The sequence below is a fragment of the Acidimicrobiales bacterium genome (assembly GCA_035512495.1).
Classification (GTDB): Bacteria; Actinomycetota; Acidimicrobiia; order Acidimicrobiales; family CADCSY01; genus DATKDW01.
This window is the reverse complement of sequence record DATKDW010000036.1, coordinates 17,561-40,142: the sequence shown is the minus strand read 5'-3', so window position 1 is coordinate 40,142 and position 22,582 is coordinate 17,561. Positions and strand designations below refer to the sequence as shown.

The 22,582-nt window shown below is 71.9% G+C and carries 16 protein-coding genes; 6 read left to right on the top strand and 10 right to left on the bottom strand.

Going from position 1 to position 22,582, the window contains the following annotated elements:
- On the bottom strand, positions 1–1,121 hold a 1,121-nt coding region (gene menC, locus VMN58_04455), incomplete at its 3' end, for an o-succinylbenzoate synthase (GenBank protein HUF32445.1).
- Positions 1,118–3,031, bottom strand: a complete 1,914-nt coding sequence (locus tag VMN58_04450) for a glycoside hydrolase family 15 protein (GenBank protein HUF32444.1) — start codon at positions 3,029–3,031, stop codon at positions 1,118–1,120. The genes menC and VMN58_04450, both read right to left, overlap by 4 nt.
- Positions 3,032–3,108: 77 nt before the next feature.
- Between VMN58_04450 and VMN58_04445 the strand changes: the two genes are divergently transcribed.
- From VMN58_04445 to VMN58_04435, 3 genes are all read left to right on the top strand, one after another.
- On the top strand, positions 3,109–3,885 hold the full coding sequence (locus tag VMN58_04445) for an SDR family oxidoreductase (protein ID HUF32443.1): 777 nt from the start codon (positions 3,109–3,111) through the stop codon (positions 3,883–3,885).
- Between the two features lie 32 nt (positions 3,886–3,917).
- Positions 3,918–5,012: a ResA-like WAxxUGC motif-containing protein gene (locus tag VMN58_04440; protein HUF32442.1), complete on the top strand. Its 1,095-nt coding sequence runs from the start codon at positions 3,918–3,920 to the stop codon at positions 5,010–5,012.
- A gap of 73 nt (positions 5,013–5,085) precedes the next feature.
- Complete coding sequence (locus VMN58_04435) at positions 5,086–6,762, top strand: class I adenylate-forming enzyme family protein (protein HUF32441.1); 1,677 nt, start codon at positions 5,086–5,088, stop codon at positions 6,760–6,762.
- 23 nt (positions 6,763–6,785) lie between these two features.
- On the opposite strand, the gene VMN58_04430 is transcribed toward VMN58_04435, so the two are convergent.
- Complete coding sequence (locus tag VMN58_04430) at positions 6,786–8,474, bottom strand: ABC transporter substrate-binding protein (protein HUF32440.1); 1,689 nt, start codon at positions 8,472–8,474, stop codon at positions 6,786–6,788.
- Positions 8,475–8,662: 188 nt separating this feature from the next.
- On the opposite strand from VMN58_04430, the gene VMN58_04425 reads away from it, so the two are divergent.
- Together VMN58_04425 and VMN58_04420 are read left to right on the top strand one after the other, a co-directional pair.
- Positions 8,663–10,018 (top strand): FAD-linked oxidase C-terminal domain-containing protein, encoded by a 1,356-nt coding sequence (locus tag VMN58_04425; GenBank protein HUF32439.1) that lies wholly within the window; start codon positions 8,663–8,665, stop codon positions 10,016–10,018.
- Positions 10,019–10,059: 41 nt separating this feature from the next.
- Positions 10,060–11,970 (top strand): AAA family ATPase, encoded by a 1,911-nt coding sequence (locus VMN58_04420; protein ID HUF32438.1) that lies wholly within the window; start codon positions 10,060–10,062, stop codon positions 11,968–11,970.
- A 4-nt stretch (positions 11,971–11,974) separates the two neighbouring features.
- On the opposite strand, the gene VMN58_04415 is transcribed toward VMN58_04420, so the two are convergent.
- From VMN58_04415 to VMN58_04400, 4 genes are all read right to left on the bottom strand, one after another.
- The gene (locus VMN58_04415; GenBank protein ID HUF32437.1) at positions 11,975–12,454 is read right to left on the bottom strand and encodes a MaoC family dehydratase; all 480 of its coding nucleotides are present in this window, start codon (positions 12,452–12,454) and stop codon (positions 11,975–11,977) included.
- 83 nt (positions 12,455–12,537) lie between these two features.
- Positions 12,538–13,434 (bottom strand): sucrase ferredoxin, encoded by an 897-nt coding sequence (locus VMN58_04410; protein HUF32436.1) that lies wholly within the window; start codon positions 13,432–13,434, stop codon positions 12,538–12,540.
- A complete protein-coding gene (locus VMN58_04405) occupies positions 13,427–14,428 on the bottom strand; it encodes a cupin domain-containing protein (GenBank protein ID HUF32435.1) in 1,002 nt (333 codons plus the stop codon). The genes VMN58_04410 and VMN58_04405 overlap by 8 nt, the downstream gene beginning before the upstream one ends.
- A gap of 194 nt (positions 14,429–14,622) precedes the next feature.
- The gene (locus VMN58_04400) at positions 14,623–14,811 is read right to left on the bottom strand and encodes a hypothetical protein (GenBank protein ID HUF32434.1); all 189 of its coding nucleotides are present in this window, start codon (positions 14,809–14,811) and stop codon (positions 14,623–14,625) included.
- 176 nt (positions 14,812–14,987) lie between these two features.
- Between VMN58_04400 and VMN58_04395 the strand changes: the two genes are divergently transcribed.
- Positions 14,988–16,262: a sensor domain-containing diguanylate cyclase gene (locus tag VMN58_04395; protein HUF32433.1), complete on the top strand. Its 1,275-nt coding sequence runs from the start codon at positions 14,988–14,990 to the stop codon at positions 16,260–16,262.
- Here the strand turns inward: VMN58_04395 and VMN58_04390 are convergent.
- The 3 genes from VMN58_04390 to VMN58_04380 all read right to left on the bottom strand — a co-directional run bounded on the left by VMN58_04390 (position 16,259) and on the right by VMN58_04380 (position 22,498).
- Entirely contained in the window at positions 16,259–18,178 is a 1,920-nt protein-coding gene (locus VMN58_04390; protein HUF32432.1) for an ABC transporter ATP-binding protein, read from the bottom strand. The two genes, VMN58_04395 and VMN58_04390, sit on opposite strands and share 4 nt — an antisense overlap.
- The gene (locus tag VMN58_04385) at positions 18,175–19,932 is read right to left on the bottom strand and encodes an ABC transporter ATP-binding protein (GenBank protein HUF32431.1); all 1,758 of its coding nucleotides are present in this window, start codon (positions 19,930–19,932) and stop codon (positions 18,175–18,177) included. The genes VMN58_04390 and VMN58_04385 overlap by 4 nt, the downstream gene beginning before the upstream one ends.
- Before the next feature lie 88 nt (positions 19,933–20,020).
- The gene (locus VMN58_04380; protein HUF32430.1) at positions 20,021–22,498 is read right to left on the bottom strand and encodes an EAL domain-containing protein; all 2,478 of its coding nucleotides are present in this window, start codon (positions 22,496–22,498) and stop codon (positions 20,021–20,023) included.
- Positions 22,499–22,582: the final 84 nt, after the last annotated feature.

Here is a 22,582-nt window from a genome sequence, read left to right as displayed (position 1 = left end):
ACGGCAACTGCTCGGTCACCGGCGGCTACGTCTACCGCGGCGCTGCCATCCCCGGGCTCGCCGGTGACTACCTCTACGGCGACTTCTGCAGCGGCCGGATCTGGCGGCAGGTCGCCGTCGGTGAGGACGAAGGGCTCGGTCAGGTCGGGCGCCAGGTAGCGGTCGGACGGCCCGAGGTCGCCAGCCTCCGTGATGCCGGGCAGCGCGGCGACCACCAGGGCCGCCGCCCTGCCCAGACCCGTCTCCAGCATCCCCCCGCACCAGGCGCGGGCAGCCGCCGCCTGACATCGCTCGACCACGGCCACGGCCTCCCGCAGCCCACCGACCCGTCCCGCCTTCACGCTCACCGCCGTGCACGCTCCCAGCGCCAGGGCGGTTTCGGCGCCTGCGGCGGAGCTGATGGACTCGTCCAGCGCGATCGGCGTCGCCGCCCGCCGCGCCAGCTCGGCGTGGCCGATGAGGTCGTCGGGCGCGAGCGGTTGCTCGAGCGCCGCCAGGCCCAGCTCGTCCAGCGCGACCAGGCAGTCGAGGTCACCACGCCCGTACGCCCCGTTGCCGTCGGCCACCAGGGTGACGTCGCTCCCGATCGCCCGCAGGGCGGCGAGGGGGACGTGGTCCCACCCTGGCCGCACCTTCACCTTGAGGCGGCGGTAGCCGGAAGCCAGGAGCCCGCTGGCCTCCTCCACGAGGGCCGCGGGGTCGTCGGTGAGCCCGAGGGACGCACCCGCCGGCACGACCTCGTGCACGGCTCCGAGGTGGGTGGCGAGCGACCGTCCCTCGGCACGGAGGCCAGCGTCGAGGATCGCCATCTCCAGCGCCGCCTTGGCCATCCGGTGGCCACGCACCCCGGCCAACGCTTCTCCGGTGCCGTCGAGCTCGAGCTCGTCGAGCGCCAGGAGACGCGGGACCAGGTGGTCTCGCATGACGGCAAGGGCGCCGGCGGCATGCTCGGAGGTGTAGGTGGGTTCGGCGAGGGCAGCGCACTCCCCCCAGCCGTCCCCAGCCTCGGTGCGAGCCAGCACGAGCACGACCCGACGGACCGAGGTCGAGCCGTGGGCAGCCCGCAGCGGCGCGACCAGGGGAAGCTCCGCGCAGCGCAGCTCCACCTCCAGGACCTTCATGGCGAGAGGTCGCTCCGGGGCAAGCGCATGCCGACCACGTCGCCGCCGTCCGCCTTGATGACATGGATGACGGCGTTGATCAGGGCAAGGTGGGTGAAGGCCTGGGGGAAGTTGCCCAGGTGCCGCCCCGTGCGCGGGTCGATCTCCTCGGCGTAGAGGTCGAGGGGGCTGGCGAGGGAGAGCAGCTTCTCGCAGAGGGCCCGGGCCCGGTCGACCTCACCGATCTCCACCAGGGCCGAGACCAGCCAGAACGAGCAGATCGTGAACGAGCCCTCCTCGCCCGGGAGCCCGTCATCGGTCTCGTCGGTGCGGTAGCGCAGGACCAAGCCCTGCTCCGTGAGCTCCTCGGCGATGGCCAGGACCGTGGCGCGGATCCGCGGGTCCTCGGCGGGCAGGAACCGCAGGAGCGGCATCAGCAGGAGCGAGGCGTCGAGGGCCTTGGTCTCGTAGTGCTGGGTGAAGACGCCTCGCTGGTCGAGGGCGTGCTCGCAGATGTCGCGGTGGATCTCGTCGGCCGCCGCCTGCCACCGCTCGGCCAGCTCGTGGTCCTCACGGATGCGCGCCAGCCGTGCGCCCCGGTCGACCGCGACCCAGCACATCATCTTCGATGACGTGAAGTGCTGCGGCTCGCCCCGCACCTCCCACATCCCGCGGTCGGGCTCGCGCCAGTGGCTCAGCGCGGCCTCCACCTGGTGGGTGAGGATCCGCCAGAGCCGGTCGTCGAGTCGGTCGCGGTTGCTGGCCTGGAGGTGCACCGCGTCGAGCACCGCCCCCCAGACATCGTGCTGGCCCTGGCCGTGGGCGCCGTTGCCGATGCGGACCGGGCGGGCGCCCTCGTAGCCGTGGAGGTGGTCGAGGGTCTCCTCCGGCAGGTCGCGGTCGCCGTCGATCCCGTACATGATCTGCAGCTCCTGGTCCCGCTCGGCCACGTCGGTGATGAACCAGAAGAAGTCGTTGGCCTCCCAGTCGAAGCCCAGGGCGTAGAGCGCCCAGAGGGCGAAGGTCGAGTCACGGATCCAGGTGAAGCGGTAGTCCCAGTTGCGCTCGCCACCGGGTGTCTCCGGGAGCGAGGTCGTGGCCGCCGCCACGAGCGCGCCCGTTGGGGCGAAGGTGAGGCCCTTGAGCGTCAGGGCGCTGCGCTGCAGGTGCGTCGACCACGGGTGGTCGGGGAAGTGGCCCCGCGCCAGCCAGTGCTGCCAGTGGTGCGCCGTCCACACCAATTGGGCCTGAGCCTCGTCGTAGGTCGCGGGCGCCCCGTGCTCGCTCCAGGAGAGCGCCACGAAGCGAGTGTCACCCTGCTTGAGCAGCGTGCGCGCCAGTGCCTTCGGACCCTCGAACCCCAGGCGCAGGTCGGTCGTCAGCCGCAGCTCGAGGTCGCACCCCTCGGCGGTCGCCACCCCCTGGTGATAGCTGTCGCCCTCGTGTCTCCAGCGAGCCTCGGCGCGGGCGTAGTCGTAGGCAGGCTCGCAGTCGAGGACCAGCTGCACCTCGCCCATCACACAGGAGACGGTTCGCAGGAGCACGTGGCTGGCGTCGTAGTCGGTGGGTGCCCGCCGGTGGGTCTGTGACTTGTCGTCGTCGTGGTGCCACGGCCCGACCAGCAGCACGTCGCGGACGATCAGCCACCCGGTCTTGGTCCCCCAGCTGGTCTCGAGGACCATCGTGCCCGGCAGGTAGCGGCGAGCGGCGGGCACCATCACGTCCGCCGGGCCGAGCCGGAAGCCGCCTGCGTCACGGTCGAGGATGGCCCCGAAGACGCTCGGTGAGTCCATCCGGGGCAGGCAGAGCCACTCGACGTTGCCGCTCGGGGCGACGAGGGCATTGACCTCGCAGTCGGAGAGGAACCCGTAGTCGGCGATCGGCGGGAACGGGGACGGTCCCGGTCCGGCCGGAGGCAGCGGCGCGTTCACCTGACCAGGTTCCCACGTCGGAGGCCCTCCCGTCGCTCGACTAGACACGGGCCACGAACCGACGAAGGAGACCGCACATGTCCAGGACCGACCTGTTCTCCATCGAGGGGAAGACCGCGCTCGTCACCGGCGGCAGCCGGGGCATCGGGCTCATGATCGCCCGCGGCTTCGTCGAGGCCGGAGCCACGGTCTACATCTCCTCCCGGAAGTCCGACGTCTGCGAGGAGGTGGCCGCCGAGCTGTCCGAGACGGGCACCTGCGTCGCCCTCCCCGCCGACCTCTCCACCGAGGAGGAGTGCCGCCGCCTGGCCGGCGAGCTGGGCGAGCGCGAGGAGCGCCTCGACATCCTCGTCAACAACGCGGGCGCCACCTGGGGTGCGCCCATGGCCGAGTTCGACGACGCCGCCTGGGACCGGGTGCTCGACCTCAACGTGAAGGGCGTCTTCCACCTCACGCGCTTCCTCGTCCCCCAGCTGGCCGCGGCCGGCACCCACGACGACCCCGCCCGAGTGATCAACATCGGCTCGATCGACGGCATCCACGTGCCCGGCCTGGAGACCTACTCGTACTCCGCCTCCAAGGCGGCGGTCCACCAGATGACCCGCGTGCTGGCCAGCAAGCTGGCCAAGCAGCACATCACCGTCAACGCCATCGCCCCCGGGCCCTTCGAGTCCAAGATGATGAAGGCCACCCTCGAGAGCTTCGGCGACGAGATCGCCGCATCGGCGCCGCTCCGCCGCATCGGCCGCCCCGACGACATGGCCGGCACCGCCATCTTCCTCGCCTCCCGCGCCGGCTCCTACCTGACCGGCACGATCATCCCCGTCGACGGAGGCATCGCCACCACCAAGTAGGGGCACCGGCGCGGACGGTAGCGTCGACCGTCATGATCCTCAAGACCCTCCGCGTCCCGGTCGAGACGTTCGAAGCGGACACGGGCTGGGCCCTCAAGCCCGAGGGGGCCTGCCGGGGCGAGATCTGCGTGCCGCTGCCCGAGGGCGTGGCCGACGGCGAGGTCGATGTGGTGACCGTCGCCGAGCACCTCGGCATGCCGCTCGTGACCGACGACGCCGTGGGGCTCTCCGCCCTCGGCCCTGCCACCCTGAGCGGCCACGCCCTGCCGTCGGCCGTGGCCCCCGACCTGGAGCTGCCCGACCTCGACGGCCGGCCGTTCCGGCTCGATTCGCTCCGGGGTCAGAAGGTGCTCCTCGTCGCTTGGGCGCCCTATTGAGGCTGCGCCCGTGACCTGCCCGTGTGGCAGGCGCTGCGCTCCGAGCTCCACCCCCTCGGCCTCGAGATCGTCACCGTCGGGATGGACACGATGGGGCCCGAAGCGTGCCGGCCCTACATCGAGGCCGCCTCGCCAGAGCACCCGTCCCTGGTCGACGTGGGCCACGCCATGGCTGAGCGCTTCGGCGTCGTGAACATCCCCAACGGGATCTGGATCGACGAGGAAGGTGTCGTCGTCCGGCCCGCCGAGCCTGCCTTCCCCGGCGAGCACCGCCCGCGGGGTGGTCCCCCACCCGAGGGCTTCCCGGAGCACATGCGCGACATCGTGGTGGAGGCCTCGAAGATCCAGACCGACCCCGAGGCCTACGTGGATGCCCTCCGCGACTGGGTCGACCGGGGGGCCGAGAGCCCCTACGCCCTCTCCCCCGACGAGGTCGTGACCCGATCCGCCCCCCGCGGCCGCGCCGAGGCCGAGGGCGCGGCCCACTTCGAGCTGGCCCAGCACCTGTGGCGGGGCGGCCGGGAGGACGAGGCCATCGGCCACTTCCGGGAGGCCCACCGCCTGCAGCCCGACAACTTCTCCTACAAGCGCCAGGCGTGGTCGATGGCCTCCCCCGGCACCGGCCCCTTCGAGCGGTTCTGGCAGGGGCCGGTGGAGGGCCGGGAGCACGAGTGGCCCTACGAGAGCGACTGGCTCAGCGAGGTCCGCCAGCGCGGCGCCGAGCGCTACTACCCGGAGCTCGACCTCTGATGGCTCGAGCGGATGGCGGCACCCGCGAGGGCTGGTAGACCGTCCGGAGCACCCGAGTGACCAAGGACTCACCATGACCCTGAGCTACGAGGACGCGGCGGCGCAGGTGACCGCCCCTGGCGAGCGGTTCGAGATCGCACGCGTCCAGGCTGCCGACGGCACCTCCTTCAACGCGTTCAAGAACGCCCCCGAGAGCCTCCGGGCAGTCTTCGACACGGCCCGCAAGCGCGGTGACGACACCTTTCTCGTCTACGAGGACGAGCGGTGGGGCTTCGACGAGGTCATGCGCCACGTCGATGCCCTCGCGACCCTCCTCGTGGAGACCTACGGCGTCTCCAAGGGCGATCGCGTGGCCATCGGCATGCGCAACTACCCCGAGTGGGTGATCGCCTTCGCCGCCATCACCTCCGTCGGCGGCGTGTCGGTGTCGCTCAACGCCTTGTGGACCGAAGACGAGATGGACTACGCCCTCGAGGACTCGGGCACCTCGGTCCTCATCGCCGACCGAGAGCGCGTCGAGCGCGGCGCACCCGCCTGCGCCCGCCTCGGCATCAAGGTGCTGGCGGTCCGGACCGGCGACGCCGACATCGACGCCCACCGCTGGGAGGAGGTGCTGCCCTTCGGCGCGCCGATGCCCGACATCGACGTCGATCCCGACGACGACGCCACCATCCTCTACACGTCGGGCACCACCGGGCGCCCGAAGGGGGCCGTGTCCACCAATCGGGCCATCGTGCAGGCGCTGCTCGGCTTCGGGTGCCGCACCGCCATCCAACGGCTGCGGAGGCCCGAGGAGTCGAGCACGGCCAACGACCCGCCGGCGTTCATCCTCATCGTCCCGCTGTTCCACGTGACCGGGTGCGTGCCGGTGATGCTCTCGTGCTTCTCCGCCGGCATCAAGCTCGTGATCATGTACAAGTGGGACCCGGAGCGGGCCCTGGAGCTGATCGAGCGGGAGCGTGTGACCAACTTCGTGGGCGTGCCGACCCAGAGCTGGGACCTGCTCGAGTCACCCCGCTTCGGCGACTTCGACACGTCGAGCCTGGTCAGCGTCGGCGGTGGCGGCGCTCCCGCCCCGCCCGAGCTGGTCAAGCGGGTGGCGTCGAGCTTCGTCCAGGGTCGCCCCTCGATCGGCTACGGCATGACCGAGACCAACGCCTACGGGCCGCAGAACTCGGGACAGGACTACACCGAGCACCCCACCAGCACGGGCCGGGCCGCCCCGGTCCTCGAGATCGAGGTCCGCGACGCCGACGACCGGGCCCTCCCGCGCGGCGAGCGTGGCGAGATCTGGTTCAAGGGTCCGCACCTCATCCGCGGCTACTGGGGCAAGCCCGAGGCCACCGCCGAGACGATCGTCGACGGCTGGCTGCGCACCGGCGACATCGGCCGGGTCGACGAAGAGGGGTTCGTCTACGTCGAGGACCGTGCCAAGGACATGGTCCTGCGCGGCGGTGAGAACGTCTACAGCGCCGAGGTCGAAGCCGCGATCTACGAGCACCCGGCGGTGTACGAGGCCGCCGTGTTCGGCGTTCCCCACGAGCGCCTGGGCGAAGAGGTGGCGGCCGTCGTGTACCCGCGACCGGGCCTGGACCTGACGGTGGAGGAGATCCAGGCCCACGTCGGCGAGCGCCTGGCGCCGTTCAAGGTGCCCTCCCGCATCACCATCGTGGGGGAGCAGCTGCCCCGGAACCCGGCCGGGAAGATCCTCAAGCGCGAGCTGCGGGACCAGATGGCCGGCGAGGCGTAGGCCAGCCAGGGACGCCCACGGGGCTACTCCTCGAGCCACACCTCGACGAAGCGGGCGATGGCGCTCGGGTGGCCGTTGCCGCGCGTGCCGTCGGGGAAGGTCCACCCCGGCACGTTCTTCACCGCGTTGCGCACGCCCACCATGGTGGGCGTGCCCACGCCGAAGCTCACCGGCACGTGCTCGTTGATGATGAGCCCGATCTGCTCGACCAGCTCGTAGCGCTCGTCGAAGTCGGCGGTCCGCTTGAGCTCGTCGACCAGCCGGTCGATCTCCGGGTGGGTGAAGTTGGTGAAGTTGAGGATCTGGGTCTCGGGGTCGTCGAAGGCGTTGCCGAGGGTGGTGGCGGGGTCGTCCTGGCTCCCCACCCGCCAGCAGTTGACCTCGTACTCCCCGTTGATGCCGTCCTGGATGTGGGCGGCCTGTTCGACCTGTGCAAGGTTGATCTCGAGGCCGATGGTGGCCCCGGCCCCCTGCACCAGCTGGGCGATCTCGATGAGGCTGGGGTCGGGCGGGCATTGGTACTCGAAGGTCACCGGCTCGCCGACCGCCTTGCCGTCGGAGCGCTCCGGGTCGTTCTTGTACTCCTCCACCAGCTGGGTCGCACCATCGGGGTCGTAGGAGGGGTAGGCGTCGGCCACCCGCTGGGACCACCACGGGCTGTCGGTGCTGAACCACTGGGTGGTCTCGTCGACCAAGCCGTCGTCACCGAGCACGGCGGCCACGTCGTCGGCTTGGAGCGACATTGCGAACGCCCGCCTGATCCGGACGTCGTCGAGTGGCGGGACCAGGGTGTTGAAGATGGAGGCACCGGTCAGGTTCTCGGTGGAGAGGTGGGCGGTGTAGCCGTCACGCTCCATCACCTGCTTGATGGCCGAGCCCCGGAGCGACTGCATGGCGTCGAGGTCGCCGGAGAAGAGGCTCTGCACACGCGTGTCCTCGTCGGGGATGGGTCGGAAGGTGATGCGATCGAGGTAGGGCAGGCCCTCCCGCCAGTAGTCCTCGTTGCGGACCACCACGAGCTGGTCGTCACGGGTCCAGCGCTCGAACTTGAACGGACCGGTGCCGACGGGACGGGATCCGGCATCGGCGCCTGCAGCCCGTGCCGCCTCGACCGAGAAGGGCCAGCCGATGGTGCCCTGGAGGATGTCCGGGAACGCAGCATTGGGCTCGGACAGCAGGTACGTGACGGTGAGGTCGTCATCCACCCGCATCTCGGTGACGGTGGCCAGCGTGCCGGCGGTGGTCGCTCCCTCGGCCTTGAGGTACTCGTCGAAGATCGTCTTGAGCACCTGGGCGTTGAGATCGGTGCCGTCGTGGAACTTGATGCCCCCGCGAAGGCGGAGCGTCCACTCGGTCAGGTCGTCGTTCTCCTCGATGGACTCGGCCAGGTACGGCCGGAGCACACCGTCTTCGTCACGCTGGATGAGCGGGTCGTAGAAGGTGAGGGCGACGGTCTGACCGCTGTTGGCGCCGGCGTACTCGCCGGGCAGCCAGCTGTTGGTCTCGGCCTCGAGCCCGACGACGATGGAGCCACCACGTACCGGCTCACCTAGGTCTTCGGTGGTGGTGGTGCGATCGTCGTCGCCCCCCGCCGTGCCACCGTTGCCGCCGTCGTCGCCACCGCAGGCGACGGCCACGAGGGCCAGCGCTGCGAGCAGCGCGACCAGTCGTGCGAATCCGGTGCGCCGGCGCACTCGCTGGACCTCTGACATGCTCTTCCCCCTCGTGTGACACGCCTGGCGTGGGGCGCGACCGCAGTTGCATCCTGATGGCAGGCGTGTCGTGGCTACCACCTCGGAGCATGCTCGCGCGTGATGGACCGTGACGGGCGGCACCCCACGGCGCTCCGGCTCGGCCGGGCGCAGCGCGAGCATGGGGTACCCGCCGCAAGGACGACCCCATGACGCACCCCATCCTCGCCGAGCTGACCGACGCCCTTGCCCCGGGCGTGCTGGTGCTCGACCCTGACGTGGTCGAGGGCTACCGGCACGACCGGGCCATGACTGCGCCCGCCGGGACGCCCCTGGCTCTGGTCCGGGCGACCTGCACCGCCGACGTCTCGACCACGGTGGCGGCCGCCGCCCGCCACCGGGTGGGGATCGTGCCACGGGGTGCGGGTACCGGGCTCTCCGGGGGGTCGTCGGCCGTCGATGGCTGCATCACCCTCTCCACCGAGCGGATGCGGGCGCTCGACGTCGATCCGGCGGCGATGCTCGCCACCGTGGGGCCGGGTCTCCTCAACGCCGAGGTCAAGGCGGCTGCCCGAGAGCACGGGCTCTGGTACCCCCCCGACCCCTCCTCGTTCGAGATCTGCTCCATCGGCGGCAACCTCGCCACCAACGCCGGCGGGCTGTGCTGCGTCCGCTACGGCGTCACCACCGACTACGTCCTCGGCATCGAGGTCGTCCTGGCCGACGGTCGCGCCGTCCGCCTGGGGGGCCGCACGGTCAAGGACGTGGCCGGCTACGACCTCAAGCGCCTCATCGTGGGCTCCGAGGGCACCCTCGGCATCATCACCGAGGCGACCCTGCGGCTGCGCCCCCTCCCGCCGCCGGTGTCCACGGTGATCGCCACCTTCGCCGACGTGGTCGCTGCGGGCCGGGCCGTCGCCACGATCATGGCCGCGCTGCGCCCCTCCGCCCTCGAGCTCATGGACCGCGCCGCGGTCGCCGCCGTCGAGCGGGTCCGACCGATGGGGCTCGACCCCGGCATCGGGGCTCTCCTCCTCGGCCAGACCGACGTGGGCAGCGGCGACGCCGGGCGCATCGCCGCCGCCTGCGAAGCGGCAGGTGCCACCTACACCGCGGTCACCGACGACCTCGACGAGGGCGAGCTCCTGATGGGCGCCCGGCGCATGGCGATCCCCTGCGTCGAGCGCCTCGGCACCGTCCTCATCGAGGACGTGGGGGTCCCGGTCCCGCGGATCCCCGACCTGGTGGCGGCGGTGGAGGCCATCGCCCAGCGCCACCGCACGTCCATCCCCGTCATCGGCCACGCCGGAGACGGCAACCTGCACCCCCTCGTCACCTTCGACGCCTCCGACCCCGAGGCGTCGGCCCGGGCCGAGGCCGCCTTCCATGAGGTGATGCGGGCGGCCCTCGAGCTCGGAGGGACGGTCACCGGCGAGCACGGCATCGGCTCGCTCAAGGCGTCCCACCTCATGGACCAGCTCGGGCCCGACGTGATGGAGCTCACCCGCCGGATCAAGGCGGCGCTCGACCCCCTCGGCACCCTCAACCCCGGGAAGTGGGTCTGACCCGCGCTCAACGTCGGCCGTCGATGACCGATAGTGAGGTGATGCACGAACAGCGCGCCACCCCTCCCGATCGCTTCCGCAACGCGCGCTCCCGTTCCCGCCGCAACCCCCTCGCGATCCCTCGGTGGGGACGTCGCCGGGGCGTCGACGCTCCGGCGCGAACCGTCCAGCGCCGCCCGGCACCCGGCGGCCGACTGCGCCAGGCCCTGGTCGCCGCGACCGTCGTGGTGATCGTCGTCGCCGTCGCGGTCCCCCTGCTGCTCCGCGGGGACGACCCGGCGCTCGAACAGGTCACCACCTCGGAGCTCCTCGCCCAGGCCGAACGGGGCGAGGTGGCGGCCGTGACGATCGACGACATGGCCCGCATCGCCGAGATCACCTACCTGGGCGACGACGAGCCCTCGGCCATCGCCGGGTACCCCAGCAGCTTCGGCGGCGACCTGACGACCGGCCTCGACGCCCTCGGGGTCGATGTCGACGCCGTCCCCTACGCCGCACCCACCCGCGTGACCGACCTCCTCCTCTCTCTGGTCCCCGTCGTGCTCATCCTCGCCTTCCTCGCCCTGTTCCTGAGGAGCAAGGGAGGCCTCGGCGTGGGTCGGATGAACCGCAAGCGGTCGTCGGCCGTGGAGGTCCCCGACGTGCGCTTCAGCGACGTGGCCGGCCTCGACGAGGTGGTCGACGAGCTCCGCGAGGTCGCCGAGATGCTCCATGACCCGGAGCGCTTCGCCGGCACCGGCGCCCGCACCCCCCGTGGCTTCCTCCTCGAGGGTGCGCCCGGCACCGGCAAGACCCTTCTCGCCCGTGCGATCGCCGGCGAGGCGGGCGTCCCCTTCTTCTCCCTGGCCGGCTCGGACTTCGTGGAGACGTTCGTCGGCGTGGGAGCCAGCCGCATCCGCAGCGTCTTCGACCGTGCCCGAAAGCAGGGCGGGGCGATCATCTTCATCGACGAGATCGACGCGGTGGGCAAGGCGCGCAGCGCGGGACCGTCCAACGGGTCGACCGACGAGCGCGAGGGGACACTCAACGCCCTCCTGGTCGAGATGGACGGCTTCACCGGCTCCGGTGTGGTGGTCCTCGCTGCCACCAACCGGGCCGACACCCTCGACCCCGCCCTGCTCCGTCCCGGCCGGTTCGACCGCCGGATCACGGTGCCGAGCCCCGACCGAGGCGGCCGCGAGCGGATCCTGCGACTGCACGTCACCAGCCGGCGGGTCGCGCCGGAGGTCGACCTCGCCGGCCTGGCCCGACGCACCTCGGGCATGACCGGCGCCGACCTCGAGCAGCTGGTCAACGAAGCCGCCCTCCAGGCCGCCCGCGAGAGGTGCTCCGCCGTCACCGACGCCCACCTCGACGCCGCCCTCCAGGTCTCCATGCTCGGCCGAGCCCGCCGGTCGGCCACGGTGACCGACCGCGACCGCCGAATCACGGCCTGGCACGAGGCCGGCCACACCCTGGCCGCCCTCAAGCTCGAGGCCGCCGGGGACCCGGTGTCGGTCACGATCGTGCCGAGGGGAGTGGCGGGGGGCGCGACCTGGATGGACGGCACCGAGGACAGCTTCCTCACCCGTTCGGAGGCCGAGGCGTCCCTGGTGGTGAAGATGTCGGGCCGTACCGCCGAGGAGCACCTCCTCGACGGCGACCACACCACCGGCGCGGCCGGCGACTTCCAGGCCGCCACCACCCTTGCCACGCGCATGGTGGTGCACTACGGCATGAGCGACCTCGGCGTTGCCTTCCGGCAGCCGGAGCGCCTCGAGGGCAGCGAGGCCGAGCGGGTCGCCGGCGCCGTCGATCGCATCCTCGACCGGGCACTGATGGCCTCCCGAGACCTCCTGGCGGAGCACGGCGACCTGCTGGACGCCATCGCCGAAGCCCTCCTCGAGGAGGAGACCCTCGCCCTCACCGACCTCCGGCGCCTGGAGGCGTCGACGACGGCGTCACCGACCTGACCGGTCAGGAGAAGAAGAGCCGCGTGACCCAGTCGGCGACCACGGCCGGCTTCTCCCCGCCCTCGACCTCGATGGTGTAGGTCTTGGTGACCTGCACGCTCGAACCCTTGAGCTCGACGCTCTTCACCGTGCTCGACGCCCTGATCCTGGAGTCGACCTTGACGGGGCTGACGAAGCGGACCTTGTCGAAGCCGTAGTTCATCCCCATGACGATCCCGTCGAGGCGACCGACGCCGCTCGACGGCACCGAGCCGGCGAGGTGGGTGAGCATCGACAGGGTCAGGAAGCCGTGGGCGATGGTGCTGCCGAACGGCGTCAGCGCTGCGGCCCGCTCGGGGTCGACGTGGATGAACTGGTGGTCGTGGGTCAGGTCGGCGAAGCCGTCGATGAGCTTCTGGTCGATCACGAACCAGTCGCCCGTCCCCTCGTCGGTGCCCTCGGTCTTCTTCAGCTGCTCGTACGCGTTCTCGGCGTTGCTGGCCATGCCGGCTCCCAGATCTCGGTGGGGGCCTGTGCCCCCGCTCGACCCGGACCGTACCGATCTCCCGGGGGAGGGCACAACGCAGGTCACCCGTCGGTGATGTCGACCAACCGGTAGCGCCAGGCCTGACCTTGGCCCACGGCGCTGCAGGTGAGCACGGCGCTCTCGGCTCGCTCCCTGACCACCTGCACGATGATCCTCCGCCCGTCGGCACCTGCGAGGCAGACCTCGGCCGACCCGGCGCCGCCGGTCACGCCGGTGACCGTGAGGCCGTCGATGCGGACCTCGTCGAGATGACGGCGGGCGAAGATCTCCGCTGACTGGACCAGGGGCGGGAGGCACGACCGGCCGCGGTAGTGCTCCAGGTCGATCACGCCCGCCTCGTGCCCCCGCACGAGGGCGGCGGCACTCTCGGGTGCGACCCGCCCGTAGTAGGTACCGGTGGGGAGGCAGACCAGGTTGGCGGCGAAGCGGTCGCCGCCCAGGTGGGACGACTCCCACACCTCCGCCACGCCGGCGTCGTCGAGCGCACGCACCACGGGCCGGCCGAGGTCGGCGCAGCAGGCGTCGTGGCGCCCGTGGGTGCACACCAGGTGGACCGAGCTCGGCCCGGGCTCGCCGAGGCCCGGCGGGTCGTCGGCCGCCACGGCGTGGAGGTCGAGGTCGAGCAGCTCCCGGGGGTCGGCGAGGTCGAGCTGCTCGATCCACTGGCGGTCGGGCGCCGTCCGGGCGACGTAGACGCGCCGGGTCGCGCCGCGCCGCCATCCGGGCCGCCGGACGAGGAGCACGCGGACGCCAAGGCGGCGGGCCATGGACCGAAGGACGTGGCCGACCTCGGCCGGCAGGCGGCTCTCGACGACGGCCTCCCTCCCCCATGGTCCGGGCTGCTCCACGACCAGCCACCGCTGCACGCGGGACGCGGTGCCGTGCAGCGCCTCGTCGCGGTCCCGGGAGAGGAAGGCGCAGCGCGGGGCGTCAGCCACCAGGCACCGTGACCAGGACGCCCTCGCGCACCAGGCGGCGCACCAGCACGAGGCGGCTGCCGGCATCGAGCAGGTCGGCGAGGTCACCGACCGGTCGGGTTGAGCCGTCGAGCAGGCGGTCGAGGGCAGGGGCGAGGGCGGGGGGCAGGTCGATGCGGCGCTCACCGAGGGTCACCACCAGGCGTCCGTCGTCGGCGTCGCGCAGGATCGGCGACGACGGCCGGAGGCGAACCTCGGTGGTGTCGTCCAGCGCCGCGAGGCCGGCGAGCTCGGCGAGGTGGCCACCCAGCAGCGGGTTCCGCGCTGCCCAGAAGCGCTGCCCGAGCTCGTCGGCCACCGCCGTCGGGTCGACGTCGTCAAGCCACCGGCGCAGGTCGGCGACGACGCCCGCTACCTCGGCGGCGGCAAGCGCTGCGTCGCCAGGCCACCCGGGGGTCAGGGTCCTCCGGAACCGGGCGTCGTCGGTGGCCCGATCGACGAGTCGACGAAGGACATCGGCGGCGGTGGTCGCCAGCACCCCGACCGTCAGGTGGAGCGACACGCCCCGCTGAGCGCTCGCCGAGTGCACGAACCCCCGCGGCAGGTAGAGGACGTCGCCCGGCGCCAGCGAGGCCTCGAAGAGCACCGGTTGCGCCGCCGCCTCGGCGTGGTCGGAGCGCTGCCGCGCCAGCGGGGCCCGGGTCACGGGCCTGCGCACGGTCCAGTCCTTGGTGCCGTGCACCTGGAGGACGAAGACGTCGTGGGTGTCGTGGTGGGGGGCGAGCCCCGTCGCCCCACCCGGTGTCAGGTAGGCGTTGGCCTGCACGGCGTGCCCCAGCTCCACCTCGAGGTCCCGGCACAGGGCGCGGACGGCCGGCCACCAACGGTGCAGCGACTGGAGGACGATGGTGGCGCCGCCGGCGAAGAGGTCGAGGGCCCGCGCAGGGTCGAGCAGGTCGTCGATGGAGGTGGCGCCCGTGCGCGCCCGCCGGGTCCAGGTCGACGGGTCGACCACGTCACCGGCCCGGACCAGGCGGACGGCCGGGCGCCGGAGACCGCCCCCGGTGATGGCGGTGTCGACGTCGGCCAGCGAGAGGAGGTCGTCGAAGGCCTGATCGTCGCGCCAGCGGTGAGGCGCCTCACCGAAGCAGCCGGCGACGAAGGCCTCGACGTCGCCGACGCAGCGTCCCAGCGCAGAGGTGGGCGCGCTCAGGAGTCGGTCTGGTCGGCGTCGCTGTCGGAGGCGTCGTCGTCGTCGTCGGTGTCGGAGGCGTCGTCGTCGGTGTCGGCCCCGTCGGCGCCGGTGTCGGTGGCGTCGTCGTCGCCCCCTGCCATGGTGGTCCTCTGCCACTCGGTGCGGATGTCATCGTCGGACAGTCCGGTGATCACGTCGGCCATGGGGTCCCTTTCGGTCGGCTCGTCGGACTCGCCCATGACGGGCGCCCGCGGTCGGGCTCACCCTACCCAAGCCACCCGCTGGTGAGCCCGAAGCGCGGAGTCGACCACGGAGGGTGACGAATCGACTTCTTGGTCAAGTTCTCGCCCGATCCCGCCGTTGCGTTGTCATGAGGAAGATGCGAGCGCGGGTTGCGAGGGCACGGGCAGCGTGGCCGGCGTGGAAGGAGGTCGTGGAGGTCTCCCGCCTCCTGTCGTGGTTCGCCCTCCTCGCCTACCTGGCGGGCACGCTGGTGGCCGAGCTGCTGGGGCTCGAGAGCTTCTTCGTCCGGGTCGTCGTGATCGCCGTCATCCTCCTCCCCCTCTTCGCGGTGATGGAGATGGCATTCGTCGGCCGTCCCCTCCAGCGCTCCATCGCCGCCTCCGACTCCGAGACCGCCGCCCGCGAGGAGAAGCTCGTCACCGAGGCCCGCCGCCAAGAGCTCGACGGCCGCCTGCACCGGGCCCTCGAGATGGCCGACGGCGAGGACGACGCGCTCGCCGTCATCACGCGTGCGTTCGGCGTGGTCAACGCCACCACGCCCGCCGAGCTGCTCCTTGCCGACTCCTCCCGCGCCCATCTGCACCTGGTTGCGTCACACCCCGAAGGTGGCAACCCCGGCTGCGGTGTCACCTCCCCCCACGGCTGCGCTGCGGTCCGCCGGGGCCAGACCCTGGTGTTCGGCTCAGGCGAGGAGCTTGACGCCTGCCCGCACCTCCGTGGTCGACCCGGGGGCGACCGGGCGGCGGCCTGCGTCCCGGTGACCATCCTCGGCAACACCGTCGGGGTCCTCCACGCCACCGGCCCCGCCGACCGGCCCCCCGACACCGAGACGATCATCGGCCTCGAGACCATTGCCAACCAGGCGGGCGCCCGCATCGGGATGATCCGGGCCCTCGCCCGCTCCGAGGTCCAAGCCGCCACCGACCCCCTCACCGGCCTCCTGAACCGTCGCAGCCTGGAGGACGCCGTCCGCGAGCTCACCCACGAGGGCCACGGCTTCGCCGTCGTCATCGCCGACCTCGACCACTTCAAGCGGCTCAACGACACCCACGGTCACGACGCCGGGGACCGTTCCCTCCGCCAGTTCTCGACGGTCCTCGCCAGGTCGCTGCGACCCGGTGACCTGGCGTGCCGCTACGGCGGCGAGGAGTTCGTCCTGGTCCTGCCCGACTGTGATGCCGACGGAGCGGTGTTCGTGGCCGAGCGCCTCCGGGAGGCCCTCGCCCTCGCCCAGGTCGACCAGGGAAGCATCGGCTTCACCGCCAGCTTCGGCGTGGCCGCCGGCGTCTGGGGCGACGAGCTGCCCGACCTGATCACCGCGGCCGACGGCGCCCTCTTCCAGGCCAAGCGCGACGGGCGGGACCGCGTCGTCATCGCCAACTCCTCCTCAGCAGCCGCACCCGAGTCCTAGACGAGGCTGTCGGCCCAGGCCCGGTGGAGGGCGGCGTACCGGCCGCCGCCACCGACCAGCTCGGTCGGGGATCCGTCCTCCACGACCTCCCCCTGGTCGAGCACGACCACCCGGTCGGCGATCTCGACCGTCGTGAGGCGGTGGGCGATGATCACCGCCGTCCGGTCTCGCAGCAGCGTCCGCAGGGCGTGCTGGACGAGGCGCTCCGATGGCACGTCGAGCGACGAGGTCGCCTCGTCGAGGATCAGCACGGCCGGGTCGGCGAGGAACGCTCGAGCGAACGAGACGAGCTGGCGCTGGCCTGCGGAGAGCCTGGCGCCCTTCTGGTGGACGTCGCTGGCGTAGCCATCGGGCAGGACCTCGATGAAGGTCGAGGCGCCGATGGCCGTCGCCGCGGCCACGACCTCGTCGTCGCTGGCGCCAGGGCGTCCGAGGCGGATGTTGTCGGCCACCGTCCCGGAGAACAAGAAGCCCTCCTGGGTGACCGTGACGACCGCCCGGCGGAGGTCGTGCTCCGCGAGGTCACGCAGGTCGTGGCCGTCGAGGAGGACCCGCCCGCCGGTGGGGTCCCAGAAGCGCGCCGCCAACCGCGCCACGGTGGTCTTGCCCGCACCGGTGGCCCCCACGAGCGCGACTGTCTGACCAGCCGGGATCTCGAGGTCGAGGTCGGGGAGCACGGTGGCGTCGCGGTAGGCGAAGCGGACTCCCTCGAAGCGGATCTCGCCGGCCGCATGCGCCAGCGGCACCGGGAGGGTGGGCTCGGGCACCCCTGGCGCCTCGTCGAGGACGCCCGAGAGCTTCTCGAGGGCAGCCGACGCCGCCTGGAAGAGGTTGTAGAACTGGCTCAGCTCCTCCATGGGCGCGAAGAAGCGCCGGACGTAGAGGAGGAAGGCAGCGAGGACGCCGACAGTGACGTCGCCGTCGAGCACCCGGAAGCTGCCGTAGAGGAGGACCAAGGCGGTCATGAGGCGCCCGATGCCCTGCACACCGGGCCCGTAGAGCGCCCCCAGGCGCTGGCTCCAGAGGTTGGCCGCCCGGTACCGGTCGTCGAGGTGCTCGAAGATCTCCTGGTTGCGGGGCTCCCGGCGGAAGGCGTGCACCGCCTGGATCCCGCCCAGGCTCTCCACGAAGTGGACGATGACCAAGGCGACCGCCTCGCGGGTCTCCCGGTAGGCCCGCTCGGCGTGGCTGCGGAACCAGCGGGTGAGGGCGATGAGGACCGGGAAGGCGGCGATGATCACGAGCGCCAGCTGGAGGTCGAGCAGGAGGAGGGCAACCCCGATCCCGACCATGAGCAGCCCCGAGGAGATGAGGTTGATCAGTCCGTGACCGAGGAGGTCGGCGATCGCCTCCACGTCGGAGGTCTGTCGCGAGATGACGCGACCCGAGGTGTAGCGCTCGTGGAACGAGATGCTCAGGCGCTGGAAGTGGGCGAAGAGGCGCAGGCGGATCTCCAGCACCACGTCCTGGCCGACCCGTCCGAGCATGAGCAGGAACCCGTTGAACGCGACTGCACCGACCACGGTGGCGAGGCCGATCCCGGCCACGACGATCAGGAGAGGGCGGAGGCTGCCGTCACCACCGGGCAGCAGCGGCGGGAGCCCGTCGTCGATCCCACGCTGGATCAGCCACGGGAGGGCGAGCTGGCAGAGGATGCTGAGGGCGATGAGGGCCGACGAGATCACCAGGGCGCGGCGGTGCGGGCGGACGAGGTCGGTGAGGAGGGCTCGGCTGCGGCTGCGCAGCAGGCCGGCCAGGCCACCGGTGACCTCCTCGACATCGTCGACCTTCACGCCGCGCCAGGCGTCGACCGCCTCGTCGCCGGTGAGGTCGAGGGGCGCGTCGGGCGCGACCTCGTGCACCTCGTCGGGCTCGCCGGTGCCCCAGCCCAGCTGGTCGCTCCCCTGCCCGCTCACGCCGTCGCCTCCAGGTCCTCGGCTGCCTCGCTCAGGACGGCCCGGTAGCGCGGCTCCCGCTGCAGCAGGTCGTGGTGGTCCCCCACCGCCACGAGCCGGCCGTCGTCGAGCAGGATCGACCGGTCGGCCAGGGCCACCGTCGAGGGCCGGTGCACCACGAGGAAGACCGTGCTCTGGGCGAGCAGGGGCCGCAGGGCAGCCTGGACCAGGCCCTCGGTGTGGACGTCGAGGGCCGACAGCGGGTCGTCGAGGACGAGGACCGGCGGGCGTCCGATGATCGCCCGGGCCAGGGCCAGGCGCTGGCGCTGGCCACCCGAGAGCGACAGCCCCTGCTCGCCGATCCGGGTGTCGAGCCCCCACGGGAGGTCGAGGGCGAAGCCGGCCTGGGCCACCTCCAGGGCAGCGAGGACGTCCTCCTCGCTGGCATCGGGCTGGCCCATCAGCAGGTTCTCCCGGACCGAGGCGGAGAACAGCGTCGGCTCCTCGAAGGCGACGCCCACGCTGCGGCGCAGGCTGCGGATGGTGAGGTCGCGCAGGTCGTGGCCGTCGAGGGTGATCCGACCCGAGGTCGGGTCGTGGAGCCGGGTCAGGAGCGTGACGAGCGTCGTCTTGCCGCACCCCGTGGCCCCCACGACCGCGATGGTCTCCCCGGGCGCCACCTCGAGATCGATGCCGGCCAGAGCCGTGCGCTCGCTCTCGGGGTACCGGAACCCCACTCCCTCGAAGCGCACCGTCCCTCGCACCACGTCGAGGTCCTCGGCACCGGGGGCGTCGGCCACGGCCGGCTCGGTGTCGAACACCTCGTAGACGCGCACCGCAGCGCTCTCCGCCTCGCCTGCCATGGCCATGATCCACGCCAGGAGCTCGAGGGGGAAGGTCAACATGAGGACGTAGGAGACGAAGGCCACGAGACCCCCGAGGCTGAGGCCGCCGGACCCGACCGCCAAGACGCCCGCCAGCAGGATCCCCGTGAGGGTGAGGTTGGGGACGATCCCGAGCAGCCACACGAACTTGGTGTGGAGCCGGATGCGCTCGATCTGGGTGTCGTGGATCTCCTGGCAGCGCTCGGTGTAGGCGGCGTGCGCCTCACGCCAACGGCCGAAGGCCTTCAGCACCCGAAGCCCACGGGCCCCCTCCTCGATCGAGGTGGTGAGGTCGCCGGTCTGGTCCTGGATGCGGCGGACCACCGCGTGGTAGTCCCGCTCGAAGCGCCGGCACAGCACCAGCACCGGCACCGCCGCCGCGAAGGTCAGCAGCGCCAGCGGCACGTGGAGCGTCATGAGGACGACGAAGATCGCCACCACCTGGATGGTGATGAGGACGAAGAACACCGCGCCGAAGCCCACGAAGCGGCGGATGATCGCCAGGTCGGTCATGGCCCGGGAGAGGAGCTGGCCCGACTGCCACCGGTCGTGGAAGCCGACGTCGAGGCGTTGCAGCTGGGCGTAGAGGTCGTCGCGGAGTCGGGTTTCGATCCCGGTGGAGATGATGGCCAGCAGCGTTCGTCGCACGAACGCGAGGAACATCTCTGCCACCGCCAGCCCCGCGGCGAGGGTCGACCAGCGCACGACCGCGCCGCGGTCGCCGTCCTGCAACGGCCCGTCGATCACCACCTTCACGATGAGCGGAAGGGCGATCATCGAGGCGGAGGAGATCATCGACGTCACCACCACCACGACCATGTGGGGGGCATAGGGCCGGAGGTAGGGCGCGGTGCGCACGAGCGCGCGCGGTCGTTGTCCTCCGTTCGCCATGCCGCCAGCATGCCCAACCGCCGGCCCGATGTCCCATCCATTCCGTCGGATCGGACTCCCGACTCTGGGGGATGGTGCCGCGGCCCCCTCAGCGATCGTGGCGCGAGAGCGGGAGCTCCACCACGAAGTCGGAACCTCCACCGGGTGCAGGGCGGTGCGAGAGCTCGCCACCGTGGGCCCGAACGATGCCCCGGGCGAGGTAGAGCCCGAGGCCGGTCCCCTTGGTCCGCCGGTGGGCCCGGCCGAACTTCCGGAAGATCAGGCCGCTGAGCTCGGCCGGGACACCGGGCCCGTCGTCGACCACGTGCACGCTGAGGGTCTCCGGCCCGACGGTGCCGTGGACCCGCACCGCCGTACCCGCCGGCGTGTGCTTGAGCGCGTTGGAGAAGAGGTTGGCGAACACCGAGACCAAGCGGTCGGCGTCACCGTCGACGGTGGCATCAGGAAGGTCGACCGCAACCAGGCCGTCGGGCAGCTCCAGCGAGGCCTGGGCGTCGTCGACCACCTCGCGGATCCCCACGGGTGCTTGGCTGATCCGCAGCGTCCCCGCATCGAGCGCGGCGACGTCGCGCACGTGGTCGAGTGCGGCCGTCGCCCGCCGGGCGGCACGCAGGATGGCGGCGCCCGACAGCGCGTGCAGCTCGGCGTCGTCCACGGAGGTGATCAGCTCAGCGTGACCGGTGATGACGGTCAGCGGTCCGGCCATCTCGTGGGCCATCTGGGCGAGGACGGTCGTTACGTCATCGGTGGCGTCGGCCACCTCCTCCGCCCCCGCCACCGGCCATGGGGTGGTTTCGGCCTCGTTCGACGGGGCGGGCGACTGGCCACCCGTGATCAGCGCAATGGCCTCGGGCAGCGGTAGCGGCCGGCTCCAGAGGTAGCCCTGGCCGATTTTGCAGCCCATGGCGACGAGCCGGCGGACCTGCTCCTCGTCCTCGATCCCCTCGGCGATCGTCTGGAGCCCCAAGGTGTGGGCCAGCCCGAGGACCGCTGAGGCGATCACCCCGTCCTCGGGGCGGTGGGTCATCCCGGCGATGAAGCTCCGGTCGATCTTCAGGTAGTCGAGCGGGAAGCGGTGGAGCCGGCTCAGGGAGGAGTATCCGGTCCCGAAGTCGTCGATGGCGATCTGCACGCCGATCCCCTTGAGCTGCCGGAGGGCAGCGGCGGCGGCGTCGGCGTTGGCGTTGGCGAGGGCCGACTCCGTCACCTCCAGGCAGATCCTCCCCGCCGGGATGTCGGCCGCCTCGATGGCCGAGCGCACGAGTCCGGGGAGGTCCGGATCGGAGAGCTGGCGTGGCGAGACGTTCACGGCGACGGTGAGGAAGCGCTCCGGGGCGAGCTCGAGGCAGGCCGTCACCAGCTGACACGCAGCTGCCATGACCACCTCGGTGATCGCGCTGATGAGACCGCTCTCCTCGGCGGTGGCGATGAAGTCGTCGGGCTGCACCATGCCCTCCGCCGGGTGGGCCCAACGGGCGAGGGCCTCGAAGCCCACGATCTCCCCGGTGTCGAGAGCGATCTCCGGCTGGAAGTGGGCCTCGATCTCGCCGCCGGTGATGGCACGCTTGAGCTCCACGACCCGGCCGTGCCAGCGCCGGGACTCCTCCTGCACGGCGTGGTCGAAGAGCTCGACCCGCCCCTTGCCTTCGAGCTTGGCCGCGCACATGGCAGAATCGGCGTTGCGGACGAGCCCCTCGGCTCGCGAATCGCCCTGGGAGAGGGCGACGCCCACGGTGGCCGACACCACGAGCTCGACCCCGTCGACCCGGAACGGCGCTGACAGCACCTTCAGGATCCGCTCGCTGGCGGCGTAGGCCTCGGCGGCATCCTCGAGGTCGTTGTAGCAGACGACGAACTCGTCCCCACCGAAGCGGGCCACGATGTCGCCCGCGCGCAGGACCGCGGAGATGAGAGCGCCCGCGGCACGGAGGACCTCGTCGCCGACCTCGTGGCCCATCCGCTCGTTGATGGATCGGAAGTCGTCGAGGTCGATGAACATCACCGCCGTCCGGCGGCCTGTGCCGGCGCTCCGGGAGAGGGCGTTCTCGAGGTGCTCGACGAAGATCCGACGGTTGGGCAGACCCGTCAGCTCATCGTGCAGCGCCTGGAAGGCCAGGTGCTGCTCGAGCTGGCGGCGCTCACTGATGTCCACCGACGCGCCGACGACGCCGTGGAAGTCGATCTCGTCGTCGTCGATGCGTTCGAGGGTGGCGTGCACCGGCACGACGGACCCGTCGACGCGGCGCGCCTCGTAGTCGCCCTCCCACCGACCGGTCCTGAACACGGTGCGCACGATGGCTGCCGCCTCGGGGGTCCCGCTGGGGCCGATGTCGAGCTCGACGACGGGCCGGCCGAGCGCATCGGCCGCAGGACGCCCGTACATCCGTCCGGCCTCGTCGTTCCAGTAGACGACGACGCCTTGGTCGTCGACGAGGACCACGGCGGCGGGGAGCCGCTGCAGGAGCCGGCTCTCGAGGCGGCGGGCGATCTGGCCGAGACGACCGGGTGCCGGGACGTCGGAGGTGAGGTCCACCCGGGCCCGGAGCTCTTCGGACAGGTCACCCACCGTCTTCTCATCGGCACCGATGGTCGAAACTGAAGGAAACCGGGCGCGCCACCGGCACGCGCCAGGAACCCGTGCCGGCGGGCC

What these genes read in the sequence shown, in the direction of transcription:
- VMN58_04445 (HUF32443.1), top strand. Translation starts at nt 3,109, where the DNA reads ATGTCCAGGACCGACCTGTTCTCCATCGAGGGGAAGACCGCGCTCGTC.
- VMN58_04435 (HUF32441.1), top strand. Translation starts at nt 5,086, where the DNA reads ATGACCCTGAGCTACGAGGACGCGGCGGCGCAGGTGACCGCCCCTGGC.
- VMN58_04430 (HUF32440.1), bottom strand. Translation starts at nt 8,474, where the DNA reads ATGTCAGAGGTCCAGCGAGTGCGCCGGCGCACCGGATTCGCACGACTG.
- VMN58_04425 (HUF32439.1), top strand. Translation starts at nt 8,663, where the DNA reads ATGACGCACCCCATCCTCGCCGAGCTGACCGACGCCCTTGCCCCGGGC.
- VMN58_04420 (HUF32438.1), top strand. Translation starts at nt 10,060, where the DNA reads ATGCACGAACAGCGCGCCACCCCTCCCGATCGCTTCCGCAACGCGCGC.
- VMN58_04415 (HUF32437.1), bottom strand. Translation starts at nt 12,454, where the DNA reads ATGGCCAGCAACGCCGAGAACGCGTACGAGCAGCTGAAGAAGACCGAG.
- VMN58_04400 (HUF32434.1), bottom strand. Translation starts at nt 14,811, where the DNA reads ATGGCCGACGTGATCACCGGACTGTCCGACGATGACATCCGCACCGAG.
- VMN58_04395 (HUF32433.1), top strand. Translation starts at nt 14,988, where the DNA reads ATGCGAGCGCGGGTTGCGAGGGCACGGGCAGCGTGGCCGGCGTGGAAG.
- VMN58_04385 (HUF32431.1), bottom strand. Translation starts at nt 19,932, where the DNA reads ATGGCGAACGGAGGACAACGACCGCGCGCGCTCGTGCGCACCGCGCCC.